At 65.4% G+C, this 24,707-nt stretch carries 33 protein-coding genes; 26 read left to right on the plus strand and 7 right to left on the minus strand.

What is annotated here, in order from left to right; genetic code table 11:
• From rpsP to trmD, 6 genes are all read left to right on the plus strand, one after another.
• Window positions 1-405 carry a 30S ribosomal protein S16 gene (gene rpsP, locus WA237_RS12565; protein ID WP_009813789.1) on the plus strand — a complete coding sequence of 135 codons (405 nt, stop codon included), beginning with the start codon at window positions 1-3 and terminating at the stop codon, window positions 403-405.
• 19 nt (window positions 406-424) lie between these two features.
• Window positions 425-1,054 carry a 5,6-dimethylbenzimidazole synthase gene (gene bluB, locus WA237_RS12570; RefSeq protein WP_040617975.1) on the plus strand — a complete coding sequence of 210 codons (630 nt, stop codon included), beginning with the start codon at window positions 425-427 and terminating at the stop codon, window positions 1,052-1,054.
• Window positions 1,054-1,191 carry a hypothetical protein gene (locus WA237_RS12575; protein WP_198011658.1) on the plus strand — a complete coding sequence of 46 codons (138 nt, stop codon included), beginning with the start codon at window positions 1,054-1,056 and terminating at the stop codon, window positions 1,189-1,191. Before bluB ends, WA237_RS12575 begins: the two co-directional genes overlap by 1 nt.
• A gap of 3 nt (window positions 1,192-1,194) precedes the next feature.
• Window positions 1,195-1,698 carry a ribosome maturation factor RimM gene (gene rimM / locus WA237_RS12580; protein WP_336098016.1) on the plus strand — a complete coding sequence of 168 codons (504 nt, stop codon included), beginning with the start codon at window positions 1,195-1,197 and terminating at the stop codon, window positions 1,696-1,698.
• Between the two features lie 157 nt (window positions 1,699-1,855).
• Window positions 1,856-2,017, plus strand: a complete 162-nt coding sequence (locus WA237_RS12585) for a DUF1328 family protein (RefSeq protein ID WP_336098017.1) — start codon at window positions 1,856-1,858, stop codon at window positions 2,015-2,017.
• A gap of 42 nt (window positions 2,018-2,059) precedes the next feature.
• Window positions 2,060-2,914 (plus strand): tRNA (guanosine(37)-N1)-methyltransferase TrmD, encoded by an 855-nt coding sequence (gene trmD, locus WA237_RS12590; protein ID WP_442970264.1) that lies wholly within the window; start codon window positions 2,060-2,062, stop codon window positions 2,912-2,914.
• Here the strand turns inward: trmD and WA237_RS12595 are convergent.
• Window positions 2,911-3,492 (minus strand): NAD(P)H-dependent oxidoreductase, encoded by a 582-nt coding sequence (locus WA237_RS12595; protein ID WP_336098018.1) that lies wholly within the window; start codon window positions 3,490-3,492, stop codon window positions 2,911-2,913. The genes trmD and WA237_RS12595 overlap by 4 nt on opposite strands.
• A gap of 102 nt (window positions 3,493-3,594) precedes the next feature.
• Between WA237_RS12595 and WA237_RS12600 the strand changes: the two genes are divergently transcribed.
• Window positions 3,595-4,185, plus strand: a complete 591-nt coding sequence (locus tag WA237_RS12600) for a TetR/AcrR family transcriptional regulator (RefSeq protein ID WP_336098020.1) — start codon at window positions 3,595-3,597, stop codon at window positions 4,183-4,185.
• On the opposite strand, the gene WA237_RS12605 is transcribed toward WA237_RS12600, so the two are convergent.
• Window positions 4,182-4,589, minus strand: coding sequence for a helix-turn-helix domain-containing protein (locus WA237_RS12605; protein ID WP_336098022.1), 408 nt, complete (start codon window positions 4,587-4,589; stop codon window positions 4,182-4,184). The genes WA237_RS12600 and WA237_RS12605 overlap by 4 nt on opposite strands.
• Before the next feature lie 67 nt (window positions 4,590-4,656).
• On the opposite strand from WA237_RS12605, the gene WA237_RS12610 reads away from it, so the two are divergent.
• From WA237_RS12610 to WA237_RS12640, 7 genes are all read left to right on the plus strand, one after another.
• Window positions 4,657-5,859, plus strand: coding sequence for an MFS transporter (locus tag WA237_RS12610; protein WP_336098025.1), 1,203 nt, complete (start codon window positions 4,657-4,659; stop codon window positions 5,857-5,859).
• A gap of 297 nt (window positions 5,860-6,156) precedes the next feature.
• Window positions 6,157-6,540, plus strand: coding sequence for a 50S ribosomal protein L19 (gene rplS, locus WA237_RS12615; RefSeq protein ID WP_009813779.1), 384 nt, complete (start codon window positions 6,157-6,159; stop codon window positions 6,538-6,540).
• Window positions 6,541-6,551: 11 nt separating this feature from the next.
• Window positions 6,552-6,773 carry a 50S ribosomal protein L31 gene (rpmE, locus tag WA237_RS12620; protein ID WP_009813778.1) on the plus strand — a complete coding sequence of 74 codons (222 nt, stop codon included), beginning with the start codon at window positions 6,552-6,554 and terminating at the stop codon, window positions 6,771-6,773.
• A 142-nt stretch (window positions 6,774-6,915) separates the two neighbouring features.
• Window positions 6,916-7,392, plus strand: coding sequence for an SsrA-binding protein SmpB (gene smpB / locus WA237_RS12625; RefSeq protein ID WP_040618406.1), 477 nt, complete (start codon window positions 6,916-6,918; stop codon window positions 7,390-7,392).
• A gap of 107 nt (window positions 7,393-7,499) precedes the next feature.
• A complete protein-coding gene (locus tag WA237_RS12630) occupies window positions 7,500-7,775 on the plus strand; it encodes a hypothetical protein (protein ID WP_216016158.1) in 276 nt (91 codons plus the stop codon).
• A 100-nt stretch (window positions 7,776-7,875) separates the two neighbouring features.
• Window positions 7,876-8,733: a 3-mercaptopyruvate sulfurtransferase gene (sseA, locus tag WA237_RS12635; RefSeq protein WP_009813775.1), complete on the plus strand. Its 858-nt coding sequence runs from the start codon at window positions 7,876-7,878 to the stop codon at window positions 8,731-8,733.
• A complete protein-coding gene (locus WA237_RS12640) occupies window positions 8,734-9,912 on the plus strand; it encodes an amino acid aminotransferase (RefSeq protein ID WP_336098027.1) in 1,179 nt (392 codons plus the stop codon).
• A gap of 12 nt (window positions 9,913-9,924) precedes the next feature.
• On the opposite strand, the gene WA237_RS12645 is transcribed toward WA237_RS12640, so the two are convergent.
• Together WA237_RS12645 and WA237_RS12650 are read right to left on the minus strand one after the other, a co-directional pair.
• The gene (locus tag WA237_RS12645) at window positions 9,925-10,548 is read right to left on the minus strand and encodes a TetR/AcrR family transcriptional regulator (protein ID WP_336098029.1); all 624 of its coding nucleotides are present in this window, start codon (window positions 10,546-10,548) and stop codon (window positions 9,925-9,927) included.
• 123 nt (window positions 10,549-10,671) lie between these two features.
• The gene (locus WA237_RS12650) at window positions 10,672-10,836 is read right to left on the minus strand and encodes a hypothetical protein (protein WP_198011697.1); all 165 of its coding nucleotides are present in this window, start codon (window positions 10,834-10,836) and stop codon (window positions 10,672-10,674) included.
• A gap of 199 nt (window positions 10,837-11,035) precedes the next feature.
• Here WA237_RS12650 and mbfA point away from each other — a divergent pair, with 199 nt between their 5' ends.
• The 10 genes from mbfA to WA237_RS12700 all read left to right on the plus strand — a co-directional run bounded on the left by mbfA (window position 11,036) and on the right by WA237_RS12700 (window position 20,427).
• On the plus strand, window positions 11,036-12,013 hold the full coding sequence (gene mbfA, locus WA237_RS12655) for an iron exporter MbfA (RefSeq protein ID WP_336098030.1): 978 nt from the start codon (window positions 11,036-11,038) through the stop codon (window positions 12,011-12,013).
• Window positions 12,014-12,380: 367 nt separating this feature from the next.
• Window positions 12,381-13,313, plus strand: coding sequence for an AEC family transporter (locus WA237_RS12660; protein WP_009813770.1), 933 nt, complete (start codon window positions 12,381-12,383; stop codon window positions 13,311-13,313).
• A gap of 12 nt (window positions 13,314-13,325) precedes the next feature.
• A complete protein-coding gene (locus WA237_RS12665) occupies window positions 13,326-14,021 on the plus strand; it encodes a nitroreductase family protein (RefSeq protein ID WP_336098031.1) in 696 nt (231 codons plus the stop codon).
• 4 nt (window positions 14,022-14,025) lie between these two features.
• Window positions 14,026-14,856 (plus strand): S-formylglutathione hydrolase, encoded by an 831-nt coding sequence (gene fghA / locus WA237_RS12670; RefSeq protein ID WP_336098032.1) that lies wholly within the window; start codon window positions 14,026-14,028, stop codon window positions 14,854-14,856.
• A 130-nt stretch (window positions 14,857-14,986) separates the two neighbouring features.
• Window positions 14,987-16,420 carry a Si-specific NAD(P)(+) transhydrogenase gene (gene sthA, locus WA237_RS12675; RefSeq protein WP_216016154.1) on the plus strand — a complete coding sequence of 478 codons (1,434 nt, stop codon included), beginning with the start codon at window positions 14,987-14,989 and terminating at the stop codon, window positions 16,418-16,420.
• A gap of 2 nt (window positions 16,421-16,422) precedes the next feature.
• Window positions 16,423-16,875 carry a YaiI/YqxD family protein gene (locus WA237_RS12680; protein WP_009813766.1) on the plus strand — a complete coding sequence of 151 codons (453 nt, stop codon included), beginning with the start codon at window positions 16,423-16,425 and terminating at the stop codon, window positions 16,873-16,875.
• Between the two features lie 129 nt (window positions 16,876-17,004).
• A complete protein-coding gene (locus tag WA237_RS12685) occupies window positions 17,005-17,976 on the plus strand; it encodes a DMT family transporter (RefSeq protein WP_336098033.1) in 972 nt (323 codons plus the stop codon).
• The gene (locus WA237_RS12690; protein ID WP_336098034.1) at window positions 17,973-18,590 is read left to right on the plus strand and encodes an HAD family hydrolase; all 618 of its coding nucleotides are present in this window, start codon (window positions 17,973-17,975) and stop codon (window positions 18,588-18,590) included. The genes WA237_RS12685 and WA237_RS12690 overlap by 4 nt, the downstream gene beginning before the upstream one ends.
• Window positions 18,587-19,504 (plus strand): ornithine cyclodeaminase family protein, encoded by a 918-nt coding sequence (locus WA237_RS12695; RefSeq protein WP_336098035.1) that lies wholly within the window; start codon window positions 18,587-18,589, stop codon window positions 19,502-19,504. Before WA237_RS12690 ends, WA237_RS12695 begins: the two co-directional genes overlap by 4 nt.
• Window positions 19,501-20,427, plus strand: coding sequence for an alpha/beta fold hydrolase (locus WA237_RS12700; protein WP_336098036.1), 927 nt, complete (start codon window positions 19,501-19,503; stop codon window positions 20,425-20,427). The genes WA237_RS12695 and WA237_RS12700 overlap by 4 nt, the downstream gene beginning before the upstream one ends.
• A 10-nt stretch (window positions 20,428-20,437) precedes the next feature.
• Here the strand turns inward: WA237_RS12700 and WA237_RS12705 are convergent, their stop codons facing one another.
• Window positions 20,438-21,754, minus strand: coding sequence for an NAD(P)/FAD-dependent oxidoreductase (locus WA237_RS12705; protein WP_336098039.1), 1,317 nt, complete (start codon window positions 21,752-21,754; stop codon window positions 20,438-20,440).
• Entirely contained in the window at window positions 21,751-22,104 is a 354-nt protein-coding gene (locus tag WA237_RS12710) for a cupin domain-containing protein (RefSeq protein ID WP_336098041.1), read from the minus strand. Before WA237_RS12710 ends, WA237_RS12705 begins: the two co-directional genes overlap by 4 nt.
• 350 nt (window positions 22,105-22,454) lie before the next feature.
• Between WA237_RS12710 and WA237_RS12715 the strand changes: the two genes are divergently transcribed.
• Window positions 22,455-23,147: a fatty acid desaturase gene (locus tag WA237_RS12715; RefSeq protein ID WP_336098043.1), complete on the plus strand. Its 693-nt coding sequence runs from the start codon at window positions 22,455-22,457 to the stop codon at window positions 23,145-23,147.
• Window positions 23,148-23,150: 3 nt separating this feature from the next.
• Here WA237_RS12715 and WA237_RS12720 read toward each other — a convergent pair whose 3' ends face one another.
• Window positions 23,151-23,414 carry a hypothetical protein gene (locus WA237_RS12720; RefSeq protein WP_009813758.1) on the minus strand — a complete coding sequence of 88 codons (264 nt, stop codon included), beginning with the start codon at window positions 23,412-23,414 and terminating at the stop codon, window positions 23,151-23,153.
• 221 nt (window positions 23,415-23,635) lie between these two features.
• Between WA237_RS12720 and pheS the strand changes: the two genes are divergently transcribed.
• On the plus strand, window positions 23,636-24,706 hold the full coding sequence (gene pheS, locus WA237_RS12725) for a phenylalanine--tRNA ligase subunit alpha (RefSeq protein ID WP_336098044.1): 1,071 nt from the start codon (window positions 23,636-23,638) through the stop codon (window positions 24,704-24,706).
• Window position 24,707: the final 1 nt, after the last annotated feature.

Consider the following 24,707-nt stretch of genomic DNA (forward strand, 5'->3'; position numbering starts at 1 on the left):
ATGGCCATGAAAATCCGTCTCGCCCGTGGCGGCAGCAAAAAACGCCCCTTCTACCGTATCGTGGCGGCCGATAGCCGTATGCCCCGTGACGGCCGCTTCATTGAGAAGCTCGGCACCTACAACCCGCTCCTGCCGAAAGACAGCGAAGAGCGCGTGAAAATGGACATGGAGCGCGTTCAGTACTGGCTCGGCCAAGGCGCCCAGCCCACCGACCGCGTGTCGCGCTTCCTCGAAGCGGCTGGCGTTGTCGAAAAGAAAGAGCGCGCCAACCTGAAGAAAGCCGAGCCGGGCAAGAAAGCCCAGGAACGCGCTGCAGAGAAAGCCGAGAAAGCAGCAGCCGCTGCCGAGGCCGCCAATGCTCCGGCCGAAGACGCGCCCGCCGAAGAGGCAGCCGCTGAAGAGTAAGCCGAAAGGCGGGTCTGGAATGTCCACGTTTTCCAAAGACTTCCAGCAAGACCTTTGGGATCTGATGCGGTGGCGGCGTGATGTGCGCCGCTTCCGCGCAGACCCGGTGGACGAGGCAGTGCTGATGCGCTGCCTCGATGCCTTTGCGCTGGCCCCCTCCGTGGGGCTGTCCGAGCCATGGCGGGTGATCCGCGTGACCTCGGACAGGGCCCGGGCCGCCGCGCTCGATAATTTCCGCGATGCCAATGCCCGCGCTCTGGCGGGCTATGATGGCGACCGCGCGGCGCTCTATGCCGGGCTCAAGCTCTCGGGCATGCAGGAGGCGCCGGTTCAGCTCGCAATTTTCTGTGACGAGGCCACGGCCAAGGGGTCGGGGCTTGGTGCTGGCACCATGCCCGAGATGCGCCGCTATTCCGTCGTCGCCGCGATCACCCAGTTCTGGCTCGCGGCCCGGGCGCTCGACCTCGGCGTCGGCTGGGTGTCGATCCTCGACCCCGCCCGGCTTGGCCGCGATCTCGATGTGGCCGAGGACTGGCGGCTGGTGGCCTATCTCTGTGTCGGCCACCCGGAAGAGGCGAGCCTCACCCCCGAGCTCGAAGAGGCAGGCTGGGAAACCCGCCGCCGCGCCGTGCCGGTCGAGGAGCGCTGATGTTTCGGCCCATTCGCAGCCTGTTGTTGATGCTGGTGCTTTTGTTTGCAGGCATGATGGCCGAACGCTATCAGCAGAGCGAGCGTTGCGCCGCCGCCGGGGGCGAGATGCGCGACGGGCTCTGCCGGGGAGTATGAGAGATGACCGATAAGATCTGTGTGGGCGCGATTGCCGGGGCCTTTGGCGTGCGGGGCGAGCTGCGGCTCAAGAGCTTTACCGCCACGCCCGAGGATATTGCCACTTATGGCCCGCTCGAGACCGAAGACGGCGCCCGCAACTTTGCCGTGACCCTCACCGGCCAGACCACCAATGCGCTCACCGCCCGGCTCTCTGGCGTGCAGAGCAAGGAAGAAGCCGACGCGCTGCGCGGCACGCAGCTCTATGTCGCGCGCGACCGGCTGCCGAGCCTGCCGGATGACGAATATTACCACGCCGATCTCATCGGGCTCGAGGTGTTCGACAGCGGTGGCGCGCTCTTGGGGCGGGTCAAGGCGGTGCTCAATCACGGGGCGTCGGATCTCTTGGAGATCCATGGCCCCGGGCTCAAATCCACGGTGCTCTTGCCCTTTACCCGGGCCGCCGTGCCGACCGTTGATCTGGCCACCGGCCGGATCGTCGCCGATCCCCCCGAAGGGCTCTTCTAGCAGCAAGGGTTGCGGGGGCTCTGCCCCCGGCCTCCGGCCTCCCCCGGGATTTTTCACGCCAGAAGAAGCCACGCCTCGTGGAACCAGTTTGCCTGCGCCGGTGTTGTCACGGCAAGCGGGGCGTTCAGGCCCTGCCCCACAGGGAAAGGTTTGGATTATGCTTGAATGGATTCTCATATTGCTCGCCATCGCGGCCATCGCCGCCATGTTCGGTTTCGGTCGCCTGTCTGGGGTGGCGCTTTCGGGGGCCAAGCTCTTGGTTATTCTCGCGCTGGTGATCTTCCTGCTCATGGCGCTTGGGATCTTTACGCTCGCCTAGTGGCGGGGCTTTGGCCGCCGGGTCCACGCGATTTGAGTTTGCATGCCCGCCCGCATCGCCTATGAGGCGGGCATGTCGAACGCTGATGATACCCCAAAGACACCGCCCGCCCGCTCGCTCGGGCGCAAGTCCATTTCGGCCTCCTTGCAGCCGCGCGCGTTGATCACGCCGACGCCGCGGCTCAAAGGTGCGTTCACCGCGCGGGTGATAACGCTCTTTCCGCAGGCCTTTCCCGGCGTGCTCGGTGAGAGCCTCACCGGCAAGGCCTTGCAACACGGGCTCTGGGCGCTCGAGCCGATTGACCTGCGGCCCTTTGGCGAGGGCAAGCATCGGAATGTGGACGACACGCCTGCCGGGGGCGGCGCCGGCATGGTGCTGCGCCCCGATGTGATGGGGCGGGCCATCGATTCTGCCATGGCCGGCACGCCGGGTGACTGGCCGCTTCTCTATCTCAGCCCGCGCGGCAAGCGGTTCGATCAGGCCATGGCGCGGGATCTCGCGACGAAACCTGGGCTCACCATGATCTGTGGCCGGTTCGAGGGGATGGACCAGCGGGTCATCGACCATTACGGCATCCAAGAGGTGAGCCTCGGCGATTTCGTCCTGACCGGGGGCGAGATTGCGGCGCAGGCGATGCTCGATGCGGTGGTGCGGCTCATTCCCGGGGTGCTCGGCAACGAGGCCTCGACCGAGGAAGAGAGCTTTTCCGAGGGGCTCTTGGAGCATCCTCAATACACCCGCCCGGCGCGTTGGCGCGATCTCGACATTCCCGAGGTGCTGATGTCCGGACATCATGGCCGCATCGCCGAATGGCGGCGCGCGCAGGCCGAAGAGATCACCCGCACCCGCCGCCCGGATCTGTGGCACGCCCTGACCAAGGGCGCTGACGACAGCTAAGCCGCCCGCGCCGCGATCCGCCCGACCCGGTCGAGCCATTTGTCGACCTGACCCGGCGCCGGGTGGCTCGCCTGTGTAAAATGGGTAAAGCGGACCGGTTTGAACCCGACAAAGCCGAAGATCTGCCGTTTGACCTGCCACATCAGCGGGCGGTGCAGCAGCCGGAAATACCACCAGGGGCTATCGGAGGTGAGCAGCACCTGCGCGCTGCGCCCAGTGAGCAAGGGTTTCGGCAGGCCGCTGCCACGGGTATCAAAGCTGCGCCCCGGCAGCAGGCAACGGTCGAAAAGTCCCTTGAGCTTGGCCGGCATGCCGCCCCACCACATCGGACAGGCGAGCACGAAATGCTCGGACCATTCCAGCGTTGCGAGAAAGTCCTCGAGCTGCGGCTCGAGCGGTTTTTGGTTCTTGTAGCCGCCAAACCCGTAATCGGGATCGAACGCCATATCATGCAGATGCCAGATCCGAACGTCATGGCCCGCCGCCCGGGCGCGGGCGGCATAGGTTTCCGTCATCTGCCGAGAAATTGATGTCTGGGCCGGGTGCCCGTCGAGAATGCAAATCCGTTTCCGTGTCATGTCCGACTCCATAATTGACCATGGTCATTTTCTTAGTCCAAAAAACTGACCGCGGTCAATATTTATTTTTGACCACGGTCAGAAGGCATGGCACAAGGGGGCATGACCCAACCCGTTCAGACCCGCACGCTCAAGACCCGGGCGCGGCTTCTCGAGGCCGCGCGCGAGGTGATTTCCGAGACCAGCCATGGCGCGCTGCGCGTCGAGGAGGTGGTGCGCCGCGCCGGGGTCGCCAAGGGCACGTTTTTCGCGCATTTCAAGGATAAGGATGCGCTGATGGACCGGCTGATCGGTGAGCGAATGGATCTGCTCCTGAGCGATCTCGAGGCCTGTCCGCCGCCGCAGAGCACCGCCGATCTGGTCCGCGATCTCGGGCCTTTCGTGGCCTTCATGCGGTCCGAGCGCTATGTGTTCGACGTGATCTTGCGCCATTCCGGGGCCGCCGCGCGCGAAGAGATCGGGCCCATCGCCGCCACGTTCGAGCGGTTCATTCTCCTGCTCGCGCCGAAACTGGACGCCGCCCCGTTTCGCAAGGATGCCGATCCCGCCATGCTGGCCGAGGGGGTACAGGCCTTTATTTTCAACGCGCTGGGCCTGAGTTTCTGCGCGCTGCACAGCGACGATCCGCTCGACGGGCGGCTCGAGGCCTATTTCGATCTTTGGCTTCTGCCGCCCGGCGGTGCCACGGCTTAGGTCGCGCGTCTCTGGGCGCGGGTCGCCAGTTTGAGCAACTGTTGAAACTTGGGACAATCGAGGTGGTTGGCCTCGGGGCAGTCCGCCACATGGCCGAGCATCTGCGCCAGCGCCTCGAGCTGTCGCGCCTGATCGCGCATCTCGGCGGCCCGCGTCTTGAGCTCCGCGCGCGGCAGGGCGGGGGCGCCGCCTGCGCCAAACATCCCACCTATCTCATCGAGCGAAAACCCCGCCTGCCGCCCGAGCGCGACGAGCGCCAGCTGTTGCAGCACCTCAGGCCCGTATTGCCGCCGAAGCCCCTTGCGGCCGAGCGCCTCGATAAGCCCCTTTTCCTCGTAATAGCGCAGCGCCGAGACCCGCAGGCCGGTGGCCTCGGCGACCTCTCCGATATCGAGCAGTTTCATGATTGACCTCAAGTTGGCTTGATTTCGTAGCGTGATCTCCGACTCAGCAAATGACAAGGAAAACCGCATGCCCTCCCTCTCATCGCCCCCCATCCATCACGATCCCCGCGCCATCGCGCTGTTGCTCGCCGCGACCCTCACGACCATGGCCAATGCCGCGATCAGCCCGGCGCTGCCGGGGCTTGAGGCGCGTTTTGCTGATCATCCGCAGGCGGCGTTGCTGACCCGGTTTCTCGTCTCCGCCCCCTCCGTCGCCGTGGTGCTCGTCGCCGGCTGGAGCGGCAGCCTCGCCGACCGGTTTGGCAAGCGGCGGATGCTGCTGGGCGGCGTTGGTCTCTTTGCGGCGGCGGGCACGGCGGGGTTTGCCCTCGCCATGCTCGAGGCGCTGTTGATCAGCCGTCTGATCCTCGGCATCGCGGTGGCCCTGATCATGACCTCGCAAACCGCGCTCATCGCGGATTATTTCGACGGGGCGGCACGGAGCCGCCTGCTCGGCCTGCAGGTCTCGGCTCGCAATATCGGCGGGCTGGTGGCGATCGGGTTGGCCGGGTTTCTGGCGCTGATCTCGCCAATGCATGCCTTTGCCGTGCACGCGCTCGCCCTGCTGATCCTGCCGGTGCTCTGGCACTCGCTGCCCGAACCGGCCCGCGCCGCTCCCCCGACGCCCGCGCCGGATATGGCCGAGCCCGTCGCCCGCCGCTTTGACATGGCACTCTGGTCAATGGCCGGGTTGCAGATGCTGACGGTCATTTGTTTCTTCACCATGCCGACGCAGCTGCCGTTCTTCATCGCGCATCACGGCATCGACAATGCCGCCGTGATGGGCGGCGCGATGGTGGCGCTGACCCTGGCCGGGGCGCTGGCGGCGAGCCGCTATTCTGCGCTCAAGCCGCGATTGGGGCACGCCCGTTTGCTCGCCCTGGGCTATGCGCTGATGGGTGGCGGCATGCTGACCCTGGCGCTGGCCCAAGGGATCAAGATGATCGTCGCGGGCGCGATCCTTGTCGGTCTGGGCTTTGCCACGGTGGTCCCCAATTTCAACGAAATCGCCCTCGCCGCGACGCCGCCGCACCGGCGCGGACGCACGGCAGGCGTGCTCACCACGGCGGTGTTTCTGGGGCAGATCCTGTCGCCGCTGCTGACCTTGCCGCTCTTGCAGGCGGTCGGGTTCGCGGGCATGTTCGCCACGCTAGCCGCAGTGCTCATCCTGGCCGCGTTGGCGGGGCTCGCCCTCCACCTAAGCCGCGCGCGCCGCATCCTGCCGGGCTGAGACCGCAGCGACCGCGACCGCCCCACCTCTGGGGCCTTGCGCGACAAGGCCAGAGCGCCTATACACCGCGCGTCTGCGGCTCTTATGAGTCGGTCGGACCTGTTGTATATTCGCTTGGCCCCAGGATCGCTTCGACCGGGGCGCACGGATCGCAGCAGCCCAAACAAGCAATGACGACCTGACCTCTGGCGGGCGCCCCGTTGATCGGACCAAGGCGGACCCGGACGAAGACCAAGAGCTCTTAGGACGCGAGACATCTTTGCGGACAAAACCGCAAGCAGTTTAGGAGATGATCAGATGGACCTGATCGCACAGCTCGAAGCGGAGCAAATCGCTTCGCTGGGGAAAGAGATCCCCGATTTCAAAGCCGGTGACACCGTGCGCGTCGGTTACAAAGTGACCGAAGGCACCCGCACCCGTGTGCAGAACTTCGAAGGCGTTTGCATCAGCCGCAAGAACGGCGTGGGCATTGCCGGTTCGTTCACCGTGCGCAAGATTTCCTTTGGTGAAGGCGTGGAACGTGTGTTCCCCCTCTTCTCGACCAACATCGACAGCATCGAGGTCGTGCGCCGTGGTCGCGTGCGCCGCGCCAAGCTGTACTACCTGCGCGCCCGTCGCGGCAAATCGGCCCGTATCGCCGAGGACAGCAACTACAAGCCCAAAACCGGCGCTTCGGCATAAGGATCGCTCAGATGAAAAAAGACATCCATCCCGATTACCACCTGATCGACGTCAAAATGACCGACGGCACCATCGTTCAGATGCGCTCGACCTATGGCAAGGAAGGCGACACGCTGTCGCTCGACATCGACCCGACCGTGCACCCGGCCTGGACCGGCGGCACCTCGCGCCTGATGGACGCCGGTGGTCGCGTCTCGAAGTTCAAGAAGAAATACGAAGGCCTCGGCTTCTAAGCCACGCGCCCTTTGCATCTTTTCGGAAAACGCCGTCCCTCGGGGCGGCGTTTTTCTATGCGTCGCACCCGCCCCCTGTTTTGACCCGACCCCGCCCATCTGGCCACTGGACATGGGCCGCCTGACACACTACCTCAGCGAAATGGCAAAACCGAAGGACAACCCGAATTACAAGGTGATCGCCGAGAACCGGCGGGCGCGGTATGATTACGCGATCGAGGAAGATGTCGAATGCGGCATCATTCTCGAAGGGTCCGAGGTCAAATCCCTGCGCGAGAACTCGGCCAATATCGCCGAAAGCTATGCGGCGGTGGATGATGGCGAGCTGTGGCTGATCAACTCCTATATCGCCCCCTATGAACAGGCCAAGACCTTTGGCCATGAGGAAAAGCGGCGACGCAAACTGCTGGTCTCGAAGCGCGAATTGGCGCGCCTGTGGAATGACACGCAACGCAAGGGCATGACCCTCGTGCCCCTCGTGCTCTATTTCAACCATCGCGGACTGGCCAAGCTCAAGATCGGCATCGCCAAGGGTAAGAAGAACGTCGACAAGCGGGCCACCGAGGCCAAGCGCGACTGGAACCGTCAGAAGCAACGCCTGCTCAAGGATCACAGCTAGGCCCGTTGACGCGGGGCCGGTTCTTTTCCCCTGACATGCTCTCCCCCCACCGCCCTAGGTTGAACTCAGGGTCGCCCGGGCCTATTCCGGGACAGAGGGAGAGGGACATGGAATTGATCATAGGCCTCATCGCGGGCGCTGTGGGCGGCAATGTCGCCGGCGGGATCTTTCGCAAACTCAACATGGGCATGCTGGTGAACTCGGTGGCCGGGATCATTGGCGGCGGGCTCGGCACACAGGCGCTGGACATGCTCGGCGCGGGCAGCATGACCCAAGGCGGCGTCGATCTGGCAGGCGTGCTCGGTCAGGTGGCCACCGGCGGTGTCGGCGGCGGCGCGCTCTTGGCGCTTGTCGGCCTGATCCGCAACGCCACGTCCCGCTAGGGCGGAAAATCCCGGCGCATCGCGCCTCAAACCCGCCCGCGGCCTTGATCCCCCCGGCGCATGGGTGTAGCGATCCCCTCGTCTAACCACGAGGTGCGCCATGGCCACTGATGACATCACCACCCTCGTTTCGACCGGCTGGCTGGCCGACCATCTCAAGGACCCCGACGTGCGGGTGCTGGATGGCACCTGGTTCATGCCCGCCACGGGCCGCGACGCGCGGGCCGAGTTCGAAACCCGCCACATTCCCAACGCCCGGTTCTTCGACATCGACGATATCTCCGACCACCGTTCGGACCTGCCCCATATGGTCCCGCCGGTCGAGAAATTCATGTCGCGCGTGCGCGCCCTCGGCGTCGGCGACGGGCACAAGATCGTCGTCTACGACGCCCATGGGCTGTTTTCTGCGGCCCGCGTCTGGTGGCTCTTCCGGCTGATGGGGCATGATCAGATCGCGGTGCTCGACGGCGGCCTGCCGAAATGGCTCGACGAGGGCCGCCCGACCGAGGACACCCCGCCGGTGATCCGCGACCGCCACATGACCGTGCGCCGCCGCCCCGAAATGGTCCGCGATGTGACCCAGGTGGCCCAGGCCTCCAAGCTCGGCGATCACACGATCCTCGATGCGCGCTCGGCCGAACGGTTCCGTGGCGACGCGCCCGAGCCGCGCGAAGGGCTGCGCGCCGGTCACATCCCCGGCGCCCGCAGCACGCCCTACACCGATCTGCTCAATGCCGATGGCACGATGAAATCGCCCGAGGATCTGCGCGCCGTCTTTGACGCCGCTGGCGCCGATCTCGACAAGCCGGTGATCACCACCTGCGGCTCGGGTGTGACGGCGGCGGTGATCAACCTCGCCCTCGCCCGCATCGGCAAAACCGACCACGCGCTCTATGACGGGTCCTGGACCGAATGGGGCGCTTTTCCCACCGTTAACGTTGCCACCGGAGACGCTTGAATGCTCAGCAACCTATCGCAGCAGCCCGAGGACAAGATCCTCGCCCTCATGGCCCAGTATCGCGCCGATCCGCGCGACACCAAGGTCGATCTCGGCGTCGGCGTCTACAAGGACGCAAGCGGGCACACCCCGATCATGCGCGCCGTCAAGGCGGCCGAGAAACGGCTCTGGGAAGAGGAACAGACCAAATCCTATGTGGCGCTCGCGGGCGATCCGGGCTTTTCCGACGCGATGGTTTCGCTGGTGCTCGGCGATGCCGTGACCCGCGATGCGGTGGCGGCGGCGGCGACCCCGGGCGGCACCGGTGCCGTGCGTCAGGCGTTCGAGCTGATCCGCATGGCCAATCCCAAGGCGCGGATTTTCGTGCCGAACCCAACCTGGCCCAACCACCTGAGCATCCTCAAATATCTCGGCATGGAAACGGTCACCTACCGCTATTTCGATAGCGCCACCGGTGCTGTCGATTTCGCCGGGATGCAGGAAGATCTCGCCGGGCTGACCGCAGGCGATGTGGTGCTGCTGCATGGCTGCTGCCACAACCCGACCGGCGCCAACCTGACCCTGCCGGAATGGCAGGCGGTGATTGCCGTGCTGAATGACAAGGGCGCGATGCCGATGATCGACATTGCCTATCAGGGCTTTGGCGACGGGCTCGACGCCGATGCCGCCGCCACCCGTCTGGTGGCCAAATCCTGCCCCGAGACGCTGGTCGCTGCGTCCTGCTCGAAGAACTTCGGCATCTACCGCGAACGCACCGGCATCCTGATGGCGGTGAGCCAAGACCAGACCGCCGTGGCGCAGGACAATCTCAACTTCCTGAACCGGCAGAACTTTTCCTTCCCGCCCGACCATGGCGCGCGGCTGGTGACGATGATCCTCTATGATGACGCGCTCCGCGCCGATTGGCAGGCCGAGCTCGAAGAGGTCCGCAACGGCATGCTGGGCCTGCGCGAAAGCCTCGCGGATGAGCTGCGCAAACTCTCTGGCTCGGACCGGTTCGGCTTTGTCGCACAGCATCGCGGCATGTTCTCGCGCCTCGGCGCAACACCCGAACAGGTCGCCCATATGCGCGAGCATCACGGCATCTACATGGTGGGCGACAGCCGCATCAACATCGCCGGGCTCAACGCCAAATCGGTGCCGATCCTCGCCAAGGCGATGATCGACGCAGGCGTCTGATCTGCAAGTATTTTAGTTTCTGGCCCCGTAGCGGGCCAGAAACATATCTGCCGCCCCCTGCACCACCCGGTCGATATCGGCCTGATCATGGTCGCAATCGATGCCGCAGAGACAGCGCACGAACATATCCGCCTTGCAGAGCTCGGCAAATTGGCTGGTGGCGAGATCCATATCCTCGATCACCAGATCGCCCCGCGCCACATAGGCCTCGAGCACCGCGCCCAACCGCTGTTTGAGCATCATCGGACCCGACGCATAGAACCGCCGCCCCAATTCGGGAAAGCGATGCGATTCGGCGACGCAGGCCCGGTACATCTGCTGCCCGAACTCCGACAGGAAGAAACAGACAAGCCGCTCGCTCGCCGCACAGAGCGTCTCACGCACCGGCGCGGTGATATCCATATGGCCAAGCGCCGCCTCGGCCTGACGGTTGCACTCGATCCGGGCCACCTCGGAAAAGAGCAGCCGCTTGTCAGGAAAATAGGCATAGAGCGTCGCTTTGGAGACGCCGGCCACGCGGGCAATATCGTCGACGCTCGCGCCTTCGAACCCGTCCCGCATGAACACGACCCGGGCGCCTTCCAGCACCTGATCGAATTTTCTGCCCTTCTTGATTTCGGCCTGTGTGCTCGCCATCAAATTCCCCGTGGTCCGAAGTCATCCGACCTTACAGGTGCGAGCGGGGGGCGAGCAAGGCAAACCCCCAGAAATATGGCGACAGCGGACCTCGGAGGAGCCTCAGCCCGCTGTCGTGCCCGGTCAATGGGCCGGGCGTCCTGCATCGCGGGTGACAGTGTCAGCCGCGGGTGCCGGAAAACTGATGGTCGGGGTGACATTGCCCGCGTCCAGGCTGAGCGCATGAACAGGCAGGGCGGCCGAGATCAGGGTGAGGCCAATGGCGAGGGCGGGAATGAGGCGTTTCATGGTCATATGCTCCGTCAGGAATGCTATCTAAACCGTTCTGTTCACTTTATGTAGGAGACGCGCTGCCCGACGCAAGTAGTTTTTGAACTAATTGGTTTACTTTTTTGCATCCCAGCTCTGCGCCCTGCGAAATCCCCTTGCAAAACGGCCCCGAGCGGCTAGTTTAGAATCATTCTAATTGATCGAAATGCGAGCTCTCATGATCCCCGGCCTCTCCAACCGCCGCCGTTTCGCCGACCTCTCGGAACAAGAGGTGCTGGCGCTGGCCATTTCCTCCGAAGAGGACGACGCCCGCATCTACCGGCTCTATGCCGAACGGCTGCGCCCCGATTTCCCCGACAGCGCGCGGCTCTTCGATGGCATGGCCGCCGAGGAAGACGCGCATCGTCGCGCCCTCATCGACCTGCACCGAAGCCGCTTTGGCGAGGTGATCCCGCTTATCCGCCGCGAACATGTGGCAGGCTTTCACGCCCGCCGCCCGGTCTGGCTCACCCAGAGCCTCGGGCTCGACCGCATCCGCGACGAGGCCGCCGCGATGGAACGCGACGCCGAAGCCTTCTATCGCAAGGCCGCCGCCCGCACGAAGGACGCCGCCACCCGCAAGCTGCTCGGCGATCTCGCCGCCGCCGAGGCCGGCCACCAGAACAGCGCCGAGACCCTGGCCGAAACCCATCTCGACCCCGAGAGCCGCCAAGGCGAAGACCGCAAGGCCCATCGGCAGTTCATCCTGACCTGGGTGCAACCCGGCCTCGCCGGGCTGATGGATGGCTCGGTCTCGACCCTCGCGCCAATCTTTGCCACCGCCTTTGCCACGCAGGACACCTGGACCACCTTCCTCGTCGGTCTTGCCGCCTCTGTCGGCGCAGGCATTTCCATGGGCTTTACCGAAGCCGCCAGCGATGATGGCGAATTGTCGGGCCGCGGCAGCCCGGTGAAACGGGGCTTTGCCTCGGGCCTGATGACGACGCTCGGCGGGCTTGGCCACGCGCTCCCCTATCTCATCACAGATTTCTGGACCGCCACCGTGATCGCCATGATCGTCGTGGTCATCGAACTCTGGGCCATCGCCTGGATTCAGAACCGCTTTATGGAGACGCCCTTCTTTCGCGCGGCCTTTCAAGTGGTGCTCGGCGGGGCGCTGGTCTTTGCGGCCGGGGTGTTGATCGGCTCGGGCTGAGCAAAATCCTCTCGCAGCTGCAGAATCTGGGCAAGAAGCGTTTAATCTTATGACAGGTCACGGTATTTTGGTTAAGTTTTAAGCACTCCACCGCTTTTTTCTCGCAGATGCAGCGTGAAGAATTCCGAATCGCGCCGCGATGCGGCAATGATCAACTCAACCGGACGGCTTCTGCCTCCTCCTCCCATTTAGCAGGGGTCGCCGGATCGGTTTCGATGGCGTGCATACCTCCTCCCTTGCCCGTCATAAGCGACCGAAATCAACGAACTGCGGCCGGGCGGGCAACCGTCCGGTCGTTTCTTTTGGCGGCTCTCTCGGCGCGGCGAATAGCATTTGCCCCCGCCGCGCAACATGCTACCAAACGGCCATGCTGGCCGTATTTCTTCAGACCATCCCGTTCTTCCTGATCATCGGCCTTGGCTATGGCGCTGGGCGCTCCGGCTTCTTTCCCGAAGCCGCCACCGCATGGCTCACCAAATTCGTCTTCTACTTCGCCCTCTCGGCGATGCTCTTGCGATTCTCCGCCAATCTCAGCCTCGCCGAAGCCTTCGATCTCGATTTCGTCCTGGCCTATGCGCTGGCCTCGCTCGCCATTTATCTGCTCGCCACGCTCATCGCGATCCTGCGCCGCCTGTCCGTCGCCGAAGCCGCGGTCGAGGCGCAATGCGCGGTGATCGGCAATGTGGGCTTTCTCGGCCTGCCGATGCTCGCCATGCTGATGGGCGAGGCCGCCATCGCACCGGTGATGATGGTGCTCGCGGTCGATCTCATGGTCTTTGGCTCGCTCATCGTGATCCTGATCACCGGCTCGCGCGACGGGCGCATGTCTCTGGCGGTGCTCGGCACGGTGGGCATCGGCCTGCTCAAGAACCCGATGATCGTGTCGATCGTGCTCGGCCTCTCGTGGTCCGCCTCGGGCTGGCCGCTGCCCTCGGTCGCCAATGATTTCCTCGTGCTGCTGGGCGGCGCCGCCACCCCCGGTGCGCTCTTTGCCATTGGCGCGTCGCTGGCCTCAAAATCCGCCGAACGGCCGGTGATCGCGGGCTATCTCTCGTTTTGCAAACTGGTGTTGCACCCGGCCGCCGTCGCCGTGGCGGCGCTCGTTCTCTTTCCCATCGCGCCCTATCCGGCCGCAGTAATGATCGCCGCCGCCGCCCTGCCGGTGGCGGGCAATGTCTATATCCTTGCCCAGCATTACGGCGTCGCGCCCCAGCGCGTCTCGGCCTCGATCCTGATCTCCACCGCCCTCGCCGTGGTGACCCTGTCGCTGGTCATCGGCTGGGCCAACACGCTCTACTGAAACAGCCCGCCCATGTCCTATAGCCCTCAGCCCCTGCCGCCGCGCGCACCGCTCAGCGACGAGGACGCCCTGCGCGAGGCGCGCGATTTCCTCGCCTCGCTGGAAACCCGCGCCTCGGTGCGCGAATTTTCCGACCGGCCCGTGCCTTACGAGATCATCGAGACCTGCATTCGCGCCGCCGGCACCGCGCCCTCGGGCGCCAATCAGCAGCCTTGGCATTTCGCCGCCATCTCCGATCCGGCGCTCAAATCCCGCATCCGCGAGGCCGCCGAGGAAGAGGAGCGCGCCTTCTACGCGGGCGGCGCCGGCGATGCCTGGCTCGCCGCGCTCGAACCCATCGGCACCGACGCGTCCAAACCGCATCTGACCACCGCGCCCTGGCTCATCGTGATCTTTGCCCAGCGCTACGGCACCGCCCCTGATGGCAGCCGCGCCAAACATTACTACGTGCCCGAAAGCGTCGGCATCGCCACCGGCATGCTGATCACCGCGCTGCACCGCGCCGGGCTCTATTGCCTGACCCATACGCCCAATCCGATGAAATTCCTCAACGGGCTGCTCGACCGCCCCGAGAGCGAAAAACCGGTGATGATCCTCACCGTCGGCCATGCTAGTGCTGAGGCAACCACCCCGGCGGCGGCGCGCAAACGCAAACCGCTCGCCGCGCTCATGACAGCCCATCAGGGCGCCACGAACCAAAAGGACTGACATCATGCAGACCCAATCCGAAAACGCCTGTTTTGGCGGCACCCAGGGCGTCTACACCCACGCCTCCTCTGCCTGCGCCTGCGACATGACCTTTGGTCTCTTCCTGCCCGAAGAGGCCCGCGACGGGCCGGTGCCGGTGCTGTGGTATCTGTCGGGGCTGACCTGCACCCATGAAAACGCCATGACCAAGGCCGGGGCCCAGACCTGGGCTGCCGAACAGGGCATCGCGCTGGTCTTTCCCGACACCTCGCCGCGCGGCGAGACCGTGGCCGATGACGAGGCCTATGATCTCGGCAAAGGCGCGGGGTTCTACGTCAACGCGACCCAGGACCCCTGGGCCCCGCATTTCCGCATGTGGGACTATGTGGCCGAAGAGCTACCCGCGCTTCTGGGCGAAAACTTCGCCATCGACCTCGACCGTCAGGCGATCACCGGCCATTCGATGGGCGGTCATGGCGCGCTGACGCTGGCCATGGGCCTGCCGGGCCGGTTCCGCTCGGTCTCGGCCTTCGCCCCCATCGCCCATCCGAGCGCCTCGGACTGGGGCCGCAAACAGCTCGGCGCCTATCTCGGCGAGGACGAGGCGACCTGGGCCGCCCATGATGCCACGCTCCTGATGCGCGAGGCCGGTTTCGACGGGCCGGTGCTCACCGACACCGGCACCAAGGATCAATTCCTCGACCTGCTGAAACCCGAAGCCCTCTTCGAGGCCGCCGCCGCCCGCCGCCAGCAGGGCACGATGCGGATGCAGCCGGGCTATGACCACAGCTATTTCTTCGTCTCCACCTTCATGCAGGATCACGTCGCCTTCCATGCCGAGGCGCTCTACGGCTGATCGCCCGCCCAAAATTCGAGCAAACCCAGCCCCCGCGTCGCAAACATCCCGGCGCGGGGCGCACCCTGCCCTTGCGGGGCTGAGGCCTGCCTCTTAGGGTCGCCCCGACCTGACCCAGACGAGGCTGCCCATGTCGAGTGCCACCCATTACGATCTCATCATCATCGGCTCCGGTCCCGCCGGGCGCTCTGCCGCCATTCAGGCCGGCAAGCTCAAACGCCGCGTGCTGGTCATCGACCGCAAGGACCGGCTCGGCGGCGTCTCGGTCCATACCGGCACGATCCCGTCGAAAACCCTGCGCGAAACAGTGCTCAACCTCTCCGGCTGGCGCGAACGCAGCTTCTATGGCCGCTCCTACCGGGTGAAGGACGACATCGAGGCGCAGGATCTCAAATCGCGCCTGCATATGACGCTCGATTACGAGGTCGACGTGCTCGAACATCAGTTCAATCGCAACCATGTCGACACGCTCAACGGGCTGGCGCGGTTCACTGGCCCCAAGACCGTCGAAGTGGCCACCGAGGCGGGCGAGACCACCAGCCTCACCGCCGACCGCTTCCTGATCTCCACCGGCACCCGCACCTACCGGCCCGATTACGTGCCCTTCAACGGCACCACCATCGTCGACAGCGACGAGTTCCTCGAACTGGCCCGCATCCCGCGCAGCCTCACCGTGGTCGGCGCCGGCGTCATCGGCGTCGAATATGCCACGATGTTCGCCGCCCTCGACGTGCGCGTCACCCTGATCGAGCCGCGCGACAGCTTTCTCGACTTCATCGACCGCACGCTCATTCAGGAATTCACCCATCAGATCCGCGAAAACGGCGTCGATCTCCGCCTCGGCTCACCCATCGAGAAAATCGAGGACGCGGGCGACCATGTCGAGATCACCATGGGCAACGGCCGCCATGTGCGCTCGGAAATGCTGCTCTTTGCCGCCGGCCGGATGGGCGCCACGCAAAAGCTCAACCTTTCCGCCGTCGGGCTCGAAACCGATCATCGCGGCCGCATCGAAGTCGACCGCAAGACCTATCAGACCAAGCTCGGCCATATCTATGCCGCGGGCGATGTCATCGGCCACCCGAGCCTCGCCTCCACCTCGCTGCAACAGGGCCGCGTCGCCGCCTGCCACGCGCTCGGCGTGCCCACCCTGAGCGAGAGCCCCTGGTATCCCTATGGCATCTATTCCGTGCCCGAGATTTCCACCTGCGGCATGTCCGAAGAAGAAATGCAGGAGCGCGGCATCCCCTATGAGGTCGGCATCGCGCGCTTCCGCGAAACCTCGCGCGGCCATATCATGGGGCTCGAACATGGCATGCTGAAAATGCTCTTCTCGCTGAAGACCCGCCGGGTGCTCGGGGTGCAGATCGTCGGCGAGGGCGCGACCGAGCTCATCCATATCGCCCAGGCGGTGCTCAACCTCAAAGGCACGGTGGATTACTTCGTCCAGAACACGTTCAACTACCCGACCCTGGCCGAAGCCTATAAGATCGCCGGCCTCGACGCCTTCAACCGGATGCCGATCCCCGAGGAATTCAAACCGCCAAAACCAGAGGCGGGCTGAGCATGGCAATCTATGTCGATGCCGACGCCTGCCCGGTCAAAGCCGAGGCCGAACGCGTCGGCACCCGCCACAAGACGCGGATCTTCATCGTCTCCAACGGCGGGCTGCGCCCCTCGCCCAACCCGCTGGTGGAAAATGTCATCGTCCCCGAAGGCCCCGATGTGGCCGATATGTGGATCGCCGACCGCGCCGGTCCGGGCGATGTGGTGGTGACCGGCGACATCCCCCTCGCCGCCAAATGCGTCGAGGCCGGGGCCGAGGTGCTCAAACATAATGGCGAGCCGCTGACCGCCGCCAATATCGGCAATGTGCTCGCCACCCGCGATCTGATGGCCGATCTGCGCGCCGCCGACCCGTTCCGCCAAGGCGGCGGCAAGGGGTTTTCCAAAGCCGACCGCTCGCGCTTTCTCGACGCGCTCGAACAGGCGCTGCGCCGCGCCGCCCGCGCGGGCTAAGCCCCGGCTCTTTCTGGTTGGAAATACCCAAATCCCCGGCGGCGGGCAAAACCCACCGGCCCGACCCTTTACAATCCCGCCCGCCTCGCGTTTCCTCGCGCCAGCCGCTCCGGCGGCGGGAGGATTTCCATGACCAGCGCCAGTATTTCAAACAGCAATCTCAAAGGTGCCATCTGCGCCACCGTCGCCGCCATGTGCTTTTCGCTCAATGACGTGGGCATCAAGTTCCTCTCCGACACCTATGCGCTGCATCAGATCGTCTTCTACCGCTCGCTCATCGGCATCCTGACCTTCGCGCTGATCATCATGCCGATCTCGGGCGGGCTCAAGACCATGCGCACCCGTCTGTTGCATTGGCATCTGGCGCGCGGCCTCTGCGTGGTGGCGGCCAACAGCTTTCTCTTCCTCGGCCTCGCGTCGCTGCCGATCGCCGATGCGGTCGCGATCTTTTTCGTCTCACCACTGGTCATCGCCGTCTTCTCGGTGATCTTTCTTGGCGAACATGTGGGGCCGCGCCGCTGGGCGGCCATCGCCATCGGCCTGCTCGGCGTGCTGATCATGGTCAAACCCGGCACGTCGGCCTTTCAGATCGCCGCCATCCTGCCCGCCATCTCGGCCGCGCTCTATGCGCTCATGCATATCATCGCGCGGCGCATCGGCGGCACCGAGAGCGCCGGCACCATGACCTTCTGGATTCTCGTCTCCTTCATGACGGTGAGCGCCACGGTCGGGCTGGCCATCGGCGACGGGCGCTATGCCTCGGACGCGCCCGAGGTGCTGACCTTCCTGCTGCGCGCCTGGGCGCCGCTCGATCCCGCCGACATCCCGATCTTCGTGATGCTCGGCACCTCGGGCATCATCGGCGGCTTTCTCATCTCGCAGGCCTATCGCATCGCCGAGGCCGCCTTTGCCGCGCCCTTTGAATATGTGTCGATGCCGATGGCGGTGATCTGGGGCGTGGTGGTCTTTGGCACCTTCCCCGGCGTCTCGACCTGGGTCGGGATCGCCTTGATCCTCGGCTCTGGCCTCGCCATGATCTATCTCGAAACCCGGCGCCGCCCGGCGCCCCGCCCCGATACGAAAGTCTATTCCAACACATGATTTCCGCCGTTCTTTTCGACATTGGCAATGTGCTGATCCGCTGGGCCCCCGAGGTGCATTACGACCGGCGCATCGGCCCCGACCGCCGCCGCGCCTTCTTTGCCGCCTTCGATGTCTACGACCTGATGAACCGCATCGACGCGGGCGCGCATTTCCACGACACGATCTCCGAGGCCGCCGAGGCCACGCCCGACTGGGCGGACGAACTGGCGATCCTGCGCGATGAATGGGCCGAGCTGGCGACGCCGTCGATCGACCATTCCGTGCGGCTTCTGAAAGCGCTCAAATCGCGCGGCACCCCGGTCTTTGCCCTGTCGAATTTCGGCGCAGAGAACTTCCCGCTCTCGGTCGCGGTCTACCCTTTTCTCGACCTCTTCGACCGGCGCTACATCTCGGGCGAGATGAAACTCGCCAAGCCGGACCCGGCGATCTATGCGGCGGTCGAGGCCGATTGCGGCCTCGCGCCCCAGAGCCTCCTCTTCGCCGATGACCGGGACGACAATATCGCCACCGCCGCCGCGCGCGGCTGGCAGACCCATCTTTTCACCACCCCGCAGGGCTGGGCCGATTGCCTCGTCCGCCACGGGCTACTGACCAAGGAGCAGGCGCAATGAGCTTTACCCACATCCCCTTTGCCGAAGGTGAGGCCAAGCTGAGCTGGCAGGGGCTCTGCGCCGCGTTCGAGGCCGGGCATAAACTCCCCAAGGCCGAGATCGGCGACACGTTCCTCTACCGCGATCCCGATACGCTGCTGTCGCGCTCGGCCTGGATCGACGGCATGGGGATCGCGGTCAAATCCGCCACGATCTTTCCCGGCAACCCGGCCAAGGGCGACCCGATGATCAATGGCGCGGTCTGCCTCTATGGCGATGGCGATGGCACGCTCGAGGCGCTGATTGATTTTCACCTCGTGACGAAATGGAAAACCGCCGGTGACAGCCTCTTTGCCGCGACCAAACTGGCCCGTCCCGACAGCCGCGAGATCCTGATCGTCGGCGCCGGCACCGTCGGGCGCAATCTCTTTGCCGCCTATTCCTCGGCCTTCCCCGAGGCGCGGTTCACTGTCTGGAACCGCACCACCAAGAACGCCGAGGCGATGGTTGCCGACTGCCCCGGCCTGCGCGTGGCCGAGGATCTGGAAGCCGCCGTGCGCGGCGCCGACATCATCACCTCCGCCACCATGTCGACCGAGCCGGTGCTGCGCGGCGAATGGTTCCAACCGGGCCAGCATATCGACCTCATCGGCGCCTACCGCCCCGACATGCGCGAAGTGGACGACGCTGGCCTGCAACGCGCCCGGGTCTTTGTCGACAGCTATGACACCACGGTCGACCACATTGGCGAGATCAAGATCCCGCTGGCCTCCGGCGCGATCAGCCGCGATCACCTGCTCGCCGATTACTACACGCTCGACGCCTTCACCCGGCAGAGCGACGATGACATCACCCTCTTCAAGAACGGCGGCGGCGCGCATCTCGACCTGATGACCTCGCGCTATATTCTCGACGCCTGGCAGGCCGCCGCGTGATCTGGGGGCTGGCCTCCGTCGCGGCGCTGATCGCGCTGGCGCCGTTCGCCCGCGACCGGCTGCGCCCCGCCATGGGGGCCGAGGCCCGGCAATCCGCCCCCGGCGAATTTGCCGATCTGCCGCGCGGGCGCACCCATTACCGGCTGGCCGGTCCCGAGGATGGCCCGCTGGTGATCCTCATCCACGGGCTCACCACGCCGAGCTTTGTCTGGACCCCCATCGCCGATCACCTCAACGGGCAGGGCTTTCGCACGCTGAGCTATGACCATTACGGGCGCGGCTATTCCGACCGGCCCGGCGGCGCACAGGACGAGGAATTCTTCCTGTCGCATCTGTCAGAGCTGCTCGATCATCTCGGGCTGCGCGGTCCGGCCACGGTGATGGGCTATTCCATGGGCGGCGCCATCGCGACCGCCTGGACCGCCCGCCACCCGGATCTGGTGCGCGACCTGATCCTGCTCGCCCCGGCCGGGCTTGGCCATGATCTCGGCCCGGTGGCGCGGCTGGTAGCCAATCACAATTGGGTCGGGCGCTGGCTCATGCATCTGACCTATGCCCGCTCTTTCCGCGCCTCGGTCGAGGCAGAGCGTGACATCGAAACCTCCCAGATCCCCAATGTCGTGCCCCTGCAGCTCAACGAGCTGCGCTATCGCGGTTTCATCCCCGCCGTGACCTCCTCGCTGCATCACATGCTCGATCACGACGTGACCGAGGCCCATCGCAAGATCGCCGAGGCCCGCACGCCCCTGCTCGCCATCTGGGCCGCCGAGGATGAGGTGATCCCGGTCGCCGGCGCCGAAAGGCTCGCCGCGCTCAACCCGGGCGCGCGCAACGTGATTATCCCCGAGGCGGGCCATGCGCTCGCTTATACCCATAGCCCGGCGGTCACCGCCGCGCTCGACGCCGCCGAGCTGCGCCGCTAGCTCTCCTGCTTCAGGCCTCGTGCCGGTTGCGCCAGAGCTCCCATTGGAACCGGGTCCGCACGCCGAGATCGAGAAACGGGCGCGGCGGCAGGGGCGTGGGCGCGCCAAGGCTCTGCATATCGGCGATCAACGCATTGTCCTCGCCCAGCGCCATCTCCGCCGCCAGCGTGCCGCCAAAGGTGCCCTTGGTGACCCCCACCGCGTTCTGACAGACCGCGCCCCAGACATTCGCGGCCAATTGCCCAAACCCCGGCGCGGCATTGCGCGACAGGCAGACAAAGCCCGACCAGGTATGCGCCATCTCGACCTCTTCCAGCCCCGGAAACCGCGCATCGAAAAGCCGTTTGTGCTGCGCCGCCACCGCCTTGCGCCGCGCCTCGTCAAAACGCTGCGACGGGCAATAGGCGAGCCCCTGCCGGATCAACAGCCGATGGTCGTTGGTGTAGCGCATGGTGATGCCCGCAAAGGCATTGGCCGGGGTCAGCCCCCAAGGCCGCGCCACGCCATAGCGCGCCCGCTCGCCCGCCGTCAGGGGCCGCGACAGGCTGGCATGGGCCACCAGATGCAGGAACCGCTTCTGGTAATACCCGAACTGCTCGGCAAAGCCGTTCGCCGCCATGATCATCCGCGGCGCGCTGATACTGCCGCCCTTGGTCTCGAGACGGATCACCGCCCCCGGTTCGATCGCCAGCACCGGGCAATTCTCATAGAGCGTCACGTTGTCCGGCAGGCTGTCCGCCAAGCCCCGGCAGAGCGCGGCGGGATTCATCAACCGCCCGCCCGGCGTGTACACGGCGGCGGTAAAATGCGGGCTGCCAAGGGCTGACTGCAACGCCTTGCCGCGCACCCATTCAAACGGCTCGCCCAGCGCCTCAAGCTCGCGGGCAAAGGGCTCGAGCACCTCGTTCACCCCGCGCTCCGACACCGCCGTGTGATATTTGCCATCGGGCGACCAGTCGCAGGCGATGCCATGGCGCTCGACCAGCCGGTCGAGCTGCGCAATCGCGAATCGCGCCAACCCCATGAAGCGATGCGATCCCTCCAGCTCGTCCAGCGACGAGCCGACATTATGCGGCAGGTCGATGGCAAAGCCGGAATTGCGCCCCGAAGCGTTTTCGCCCACTTCCCCCGCCTCGATGAGCACCACATGCGCCTCTGGCCGCAGCTCGGCCAGCCGCCGCGCCGCCGCCAAGCCGGCATAGCCCGCGCCGACCACGACCCAATCCGCCGTCACATCGCCCATCAGCGGCGAGGCCGCCACCCGCTCGGGCAAAATCGCGCTCCAGCCGTTGCTGCGGTCGTCGCGCGGCAGCCGGGCGATCTTCATGACTGGCCCTCGCGCGCCGCCCAATCCGCCGGGGTGATCGCGTAGAACACCAGTGCCTCGTCGCTGCGATAGCGCAGCTCGGTCCCCTTGGGCAGCCAGATGCAATCGCGCGGCCCGGCGTGCAGCACCTCACCGTCACAGACCACGTCGATCTCGCCCTCAAGCACGAGGATCACCTCGTCATATTTGATCTGCCACGGAATATCGGCGCGGCTCAGCCGGACGAACCCGGCGCCAAGATCGGTGTCATCGGCGCTCCCCGCCACCTCGGCGGCTTGCGCCATCTCGCCATAGGCAAAGCGCGGCACAAAGCTCAACGCATCGAACGGAACACTGCGCGGCTGGCTCATATCTCTTTCCTCCTTGGCAAACCGCGCCTAGCATAGGCGTTAACCTCAATCTGGACAAGAGTGTACAGAGACGCGGGAAAGAGACCCAGACATCAGCACGGAGGAAGGCCCCATGTCCGAGACATCGCAGCACAGCCCCGCCCCGGATCACCGCAGCGTCGCCGCCCGGCTCGGAGGCGAGATGCTGGCCCGGCTCAACCGCACGGCGGACGCGCCCGGGCTCTGGCATCTGGCGGGCCATGGCGGGCTCATCCTTGGGCTGGGGATCTGGATCGCGCAGGGCTGGGTGCTCTGGTGGGCGCTCTTGCCCGTGCAGGGGATCGCACTCTGTTTTCTCTTCACGCTGGAACATGAGGCCACGCACAAGACGCCCCTTCGCGACGCCCTGGCTCAACGAGGCGGCGGGCCATCTGTCAGGGCTGCTGATCTTCCTGCCCTTCACCTGGTTTCGCTATTTCCACCTCGCCCATCACCGCCACACCAACGACCCGGAACGCGACCCCGAACTGCTCTCCGGCGCCAAGCCCGAGACCTGGCGCGCCTATCTGATCCATGTCTCCGGCCTGCCCTATTGGTGGGGCATGCTGGGGCAGATCCTGCACAATGCGCGCGACCGCGACCCGGCCCCCTATATCCCGGCCCGCGCCCGGCCCCGCATCCGGCGCGAGGCGCGGGTGATGCTGGCGCTCTACGCGTTGGCCGGGGCGAGCCTCCTGATCTCGCCGCTGCTCTTTTGGGTCTGGCTCCTGCCGCTGCTGCTGGGCCAGCCCGCCCTGCGGCTCTACCTGCTGGCCGAACATGGGCGCTGTGCTTTCGTGGCGAATATGCTCGAAAACACCCGCACCACCTATACCAACCGGGCGGTGCGGTTTCTGGCGTGGAACATGCCCTATCACATCGAACATCATTCCCTGCCCAATGTGCCCTTTCACCGGCTCCCCGAGCTCAACCGCCTGATGGCCGAGGATCTGCGCGTCACCTCCGAGGGCTACGCGCGCTTCACCCGCGACTATACCGGCACGCTAGGGGATCCGAACCGCTAAGGATCAGAGCCGATAGGGGCAGTATTTGGGCGCGGGCCCCTGACCCAGATGATGCGGGTTGAGGATCAACACCCAATGCACCGGATAGCCCGGCGCCTGCGCCCGGCTATAGGAACAGCCGCCCGAAATATACCATTGCCCGAGATAATCGGGCGGCGGCGCGGTAACCTGTTTCGCCCCCGATCCGCCAAAGGCCAAGGCGCCGCCCGCCAGACCGATCCCAAGCCCCGCACTCAGCACCGCCGCCATCACATCCAACCGTTTCATCGCATCCACTCCACCAAGATTACGCCCCCGGGCCAGAGCCTCGCCGCGACGGCGGCCCGCGCCACGGCGCAATCATGGCAAAGCTGCGGAGATCGTCGCGGATTTGAGACGCTTTGCGCCTTTCCCGGCCCCGCCGCCCCCTGCCGCACAGGGCAATCTTGCAATCGCGCCGCCATGGCATTAGCAGGTCAGCGACGGAAGACATCGAAAGCACCTGACCCATGGATGAGCTGCGCAGCAAATACCTTACCCTGATTGCCGAGGCCGGTGACGAAGCCGCGCTCGAAACGCTCCGCGTGCAGGCCGTGGGCAAGAAGGGCGAGGTCAGCCTCCAGATGCGCGAGCTGGGCCGCATGTCCCCCGAGGAACGGCAAGTCGCCGGTCCCAAGCTCAACGCGCTCAAGGACGAGATCAACTCGGCGCTGGCCGCCAAGAAACAGGCGCTCTCGGATTTCGCGCTCGACGAACGTCTGCGCAGCGAATGGCTCGACGTGACCCTGCCCGCCCGGCCCCGCCGTCAGGGCAGCATCCACCCGGTGAGCCAGGTCACCGAAGAGGTCACCGCGATCTTTGCCGATATGGGCTTTGCCGTGGCCGAAGGCCCGCAGGTCGAAACCGACTGGTATAATTTCGACGCGCTGAACATCCCCGGCCATCACCCGGCCCGCGCCGAAATGGACACGTTCTACATGCACCGCGCCGAGGGCGACGACCGCCCGCCGCATGTGCTGCGCACCCATACCTCGCCGGTGCAGATCCGCTCGATGGAGGCCTCTGGCGCGCCCACGCGCATCATCTGCCCGGGCCGCGTCTATCGCGCCGATTACGATCAGACCCACACCCCCATGTTCCATCAGATCGAAGGCCTCGCCATCGATCGCGACATCTCCATGGCCAATCTGAAATGGGTGCTCGAGGAATTCTTCACCGCCTATTTCGGCACCGAGGTCAAAACCCGCTTCCGCGCCTCGCATTTCCCCTTCACCGAACCCTCCGCCGAGGTCGACATCCAGTGCAGCTTTGAAGGCGGCACCGTGAAAGTGGGCGAAGGCGACGATTGGCTCGAAGTGCTGGGCTCCGGCATGGTGCACCCGCATGTGCTCAAATCCGCCGGCGTCGATCCGGCGGAATGGCAGGGCTTTGCCTTCGGCATGGGCATCGACCGGATCGCCATGCTGAAATACGGCATCCCCGATCTGCGCGCCTTCTTCGACAGCGACCTGCGCTGGCTGCGCCACTACGGCTTTGCCGCGCTCGACGTGCCGACGCTGCACGGCGGGTTGTCGCGCTAGC

Origin of the sequence: Roseovarius sp. CH_XMU1461, assembly GCF_037027165.1 — a bacterium.
Taxonomy (GTDB): Bacteria; Pseudomonadota; Alphaproteobacteria; order Rhodobacterales; family Rhodobacteraceae; genus Roseovarius; species Roseovarius nubinhibens.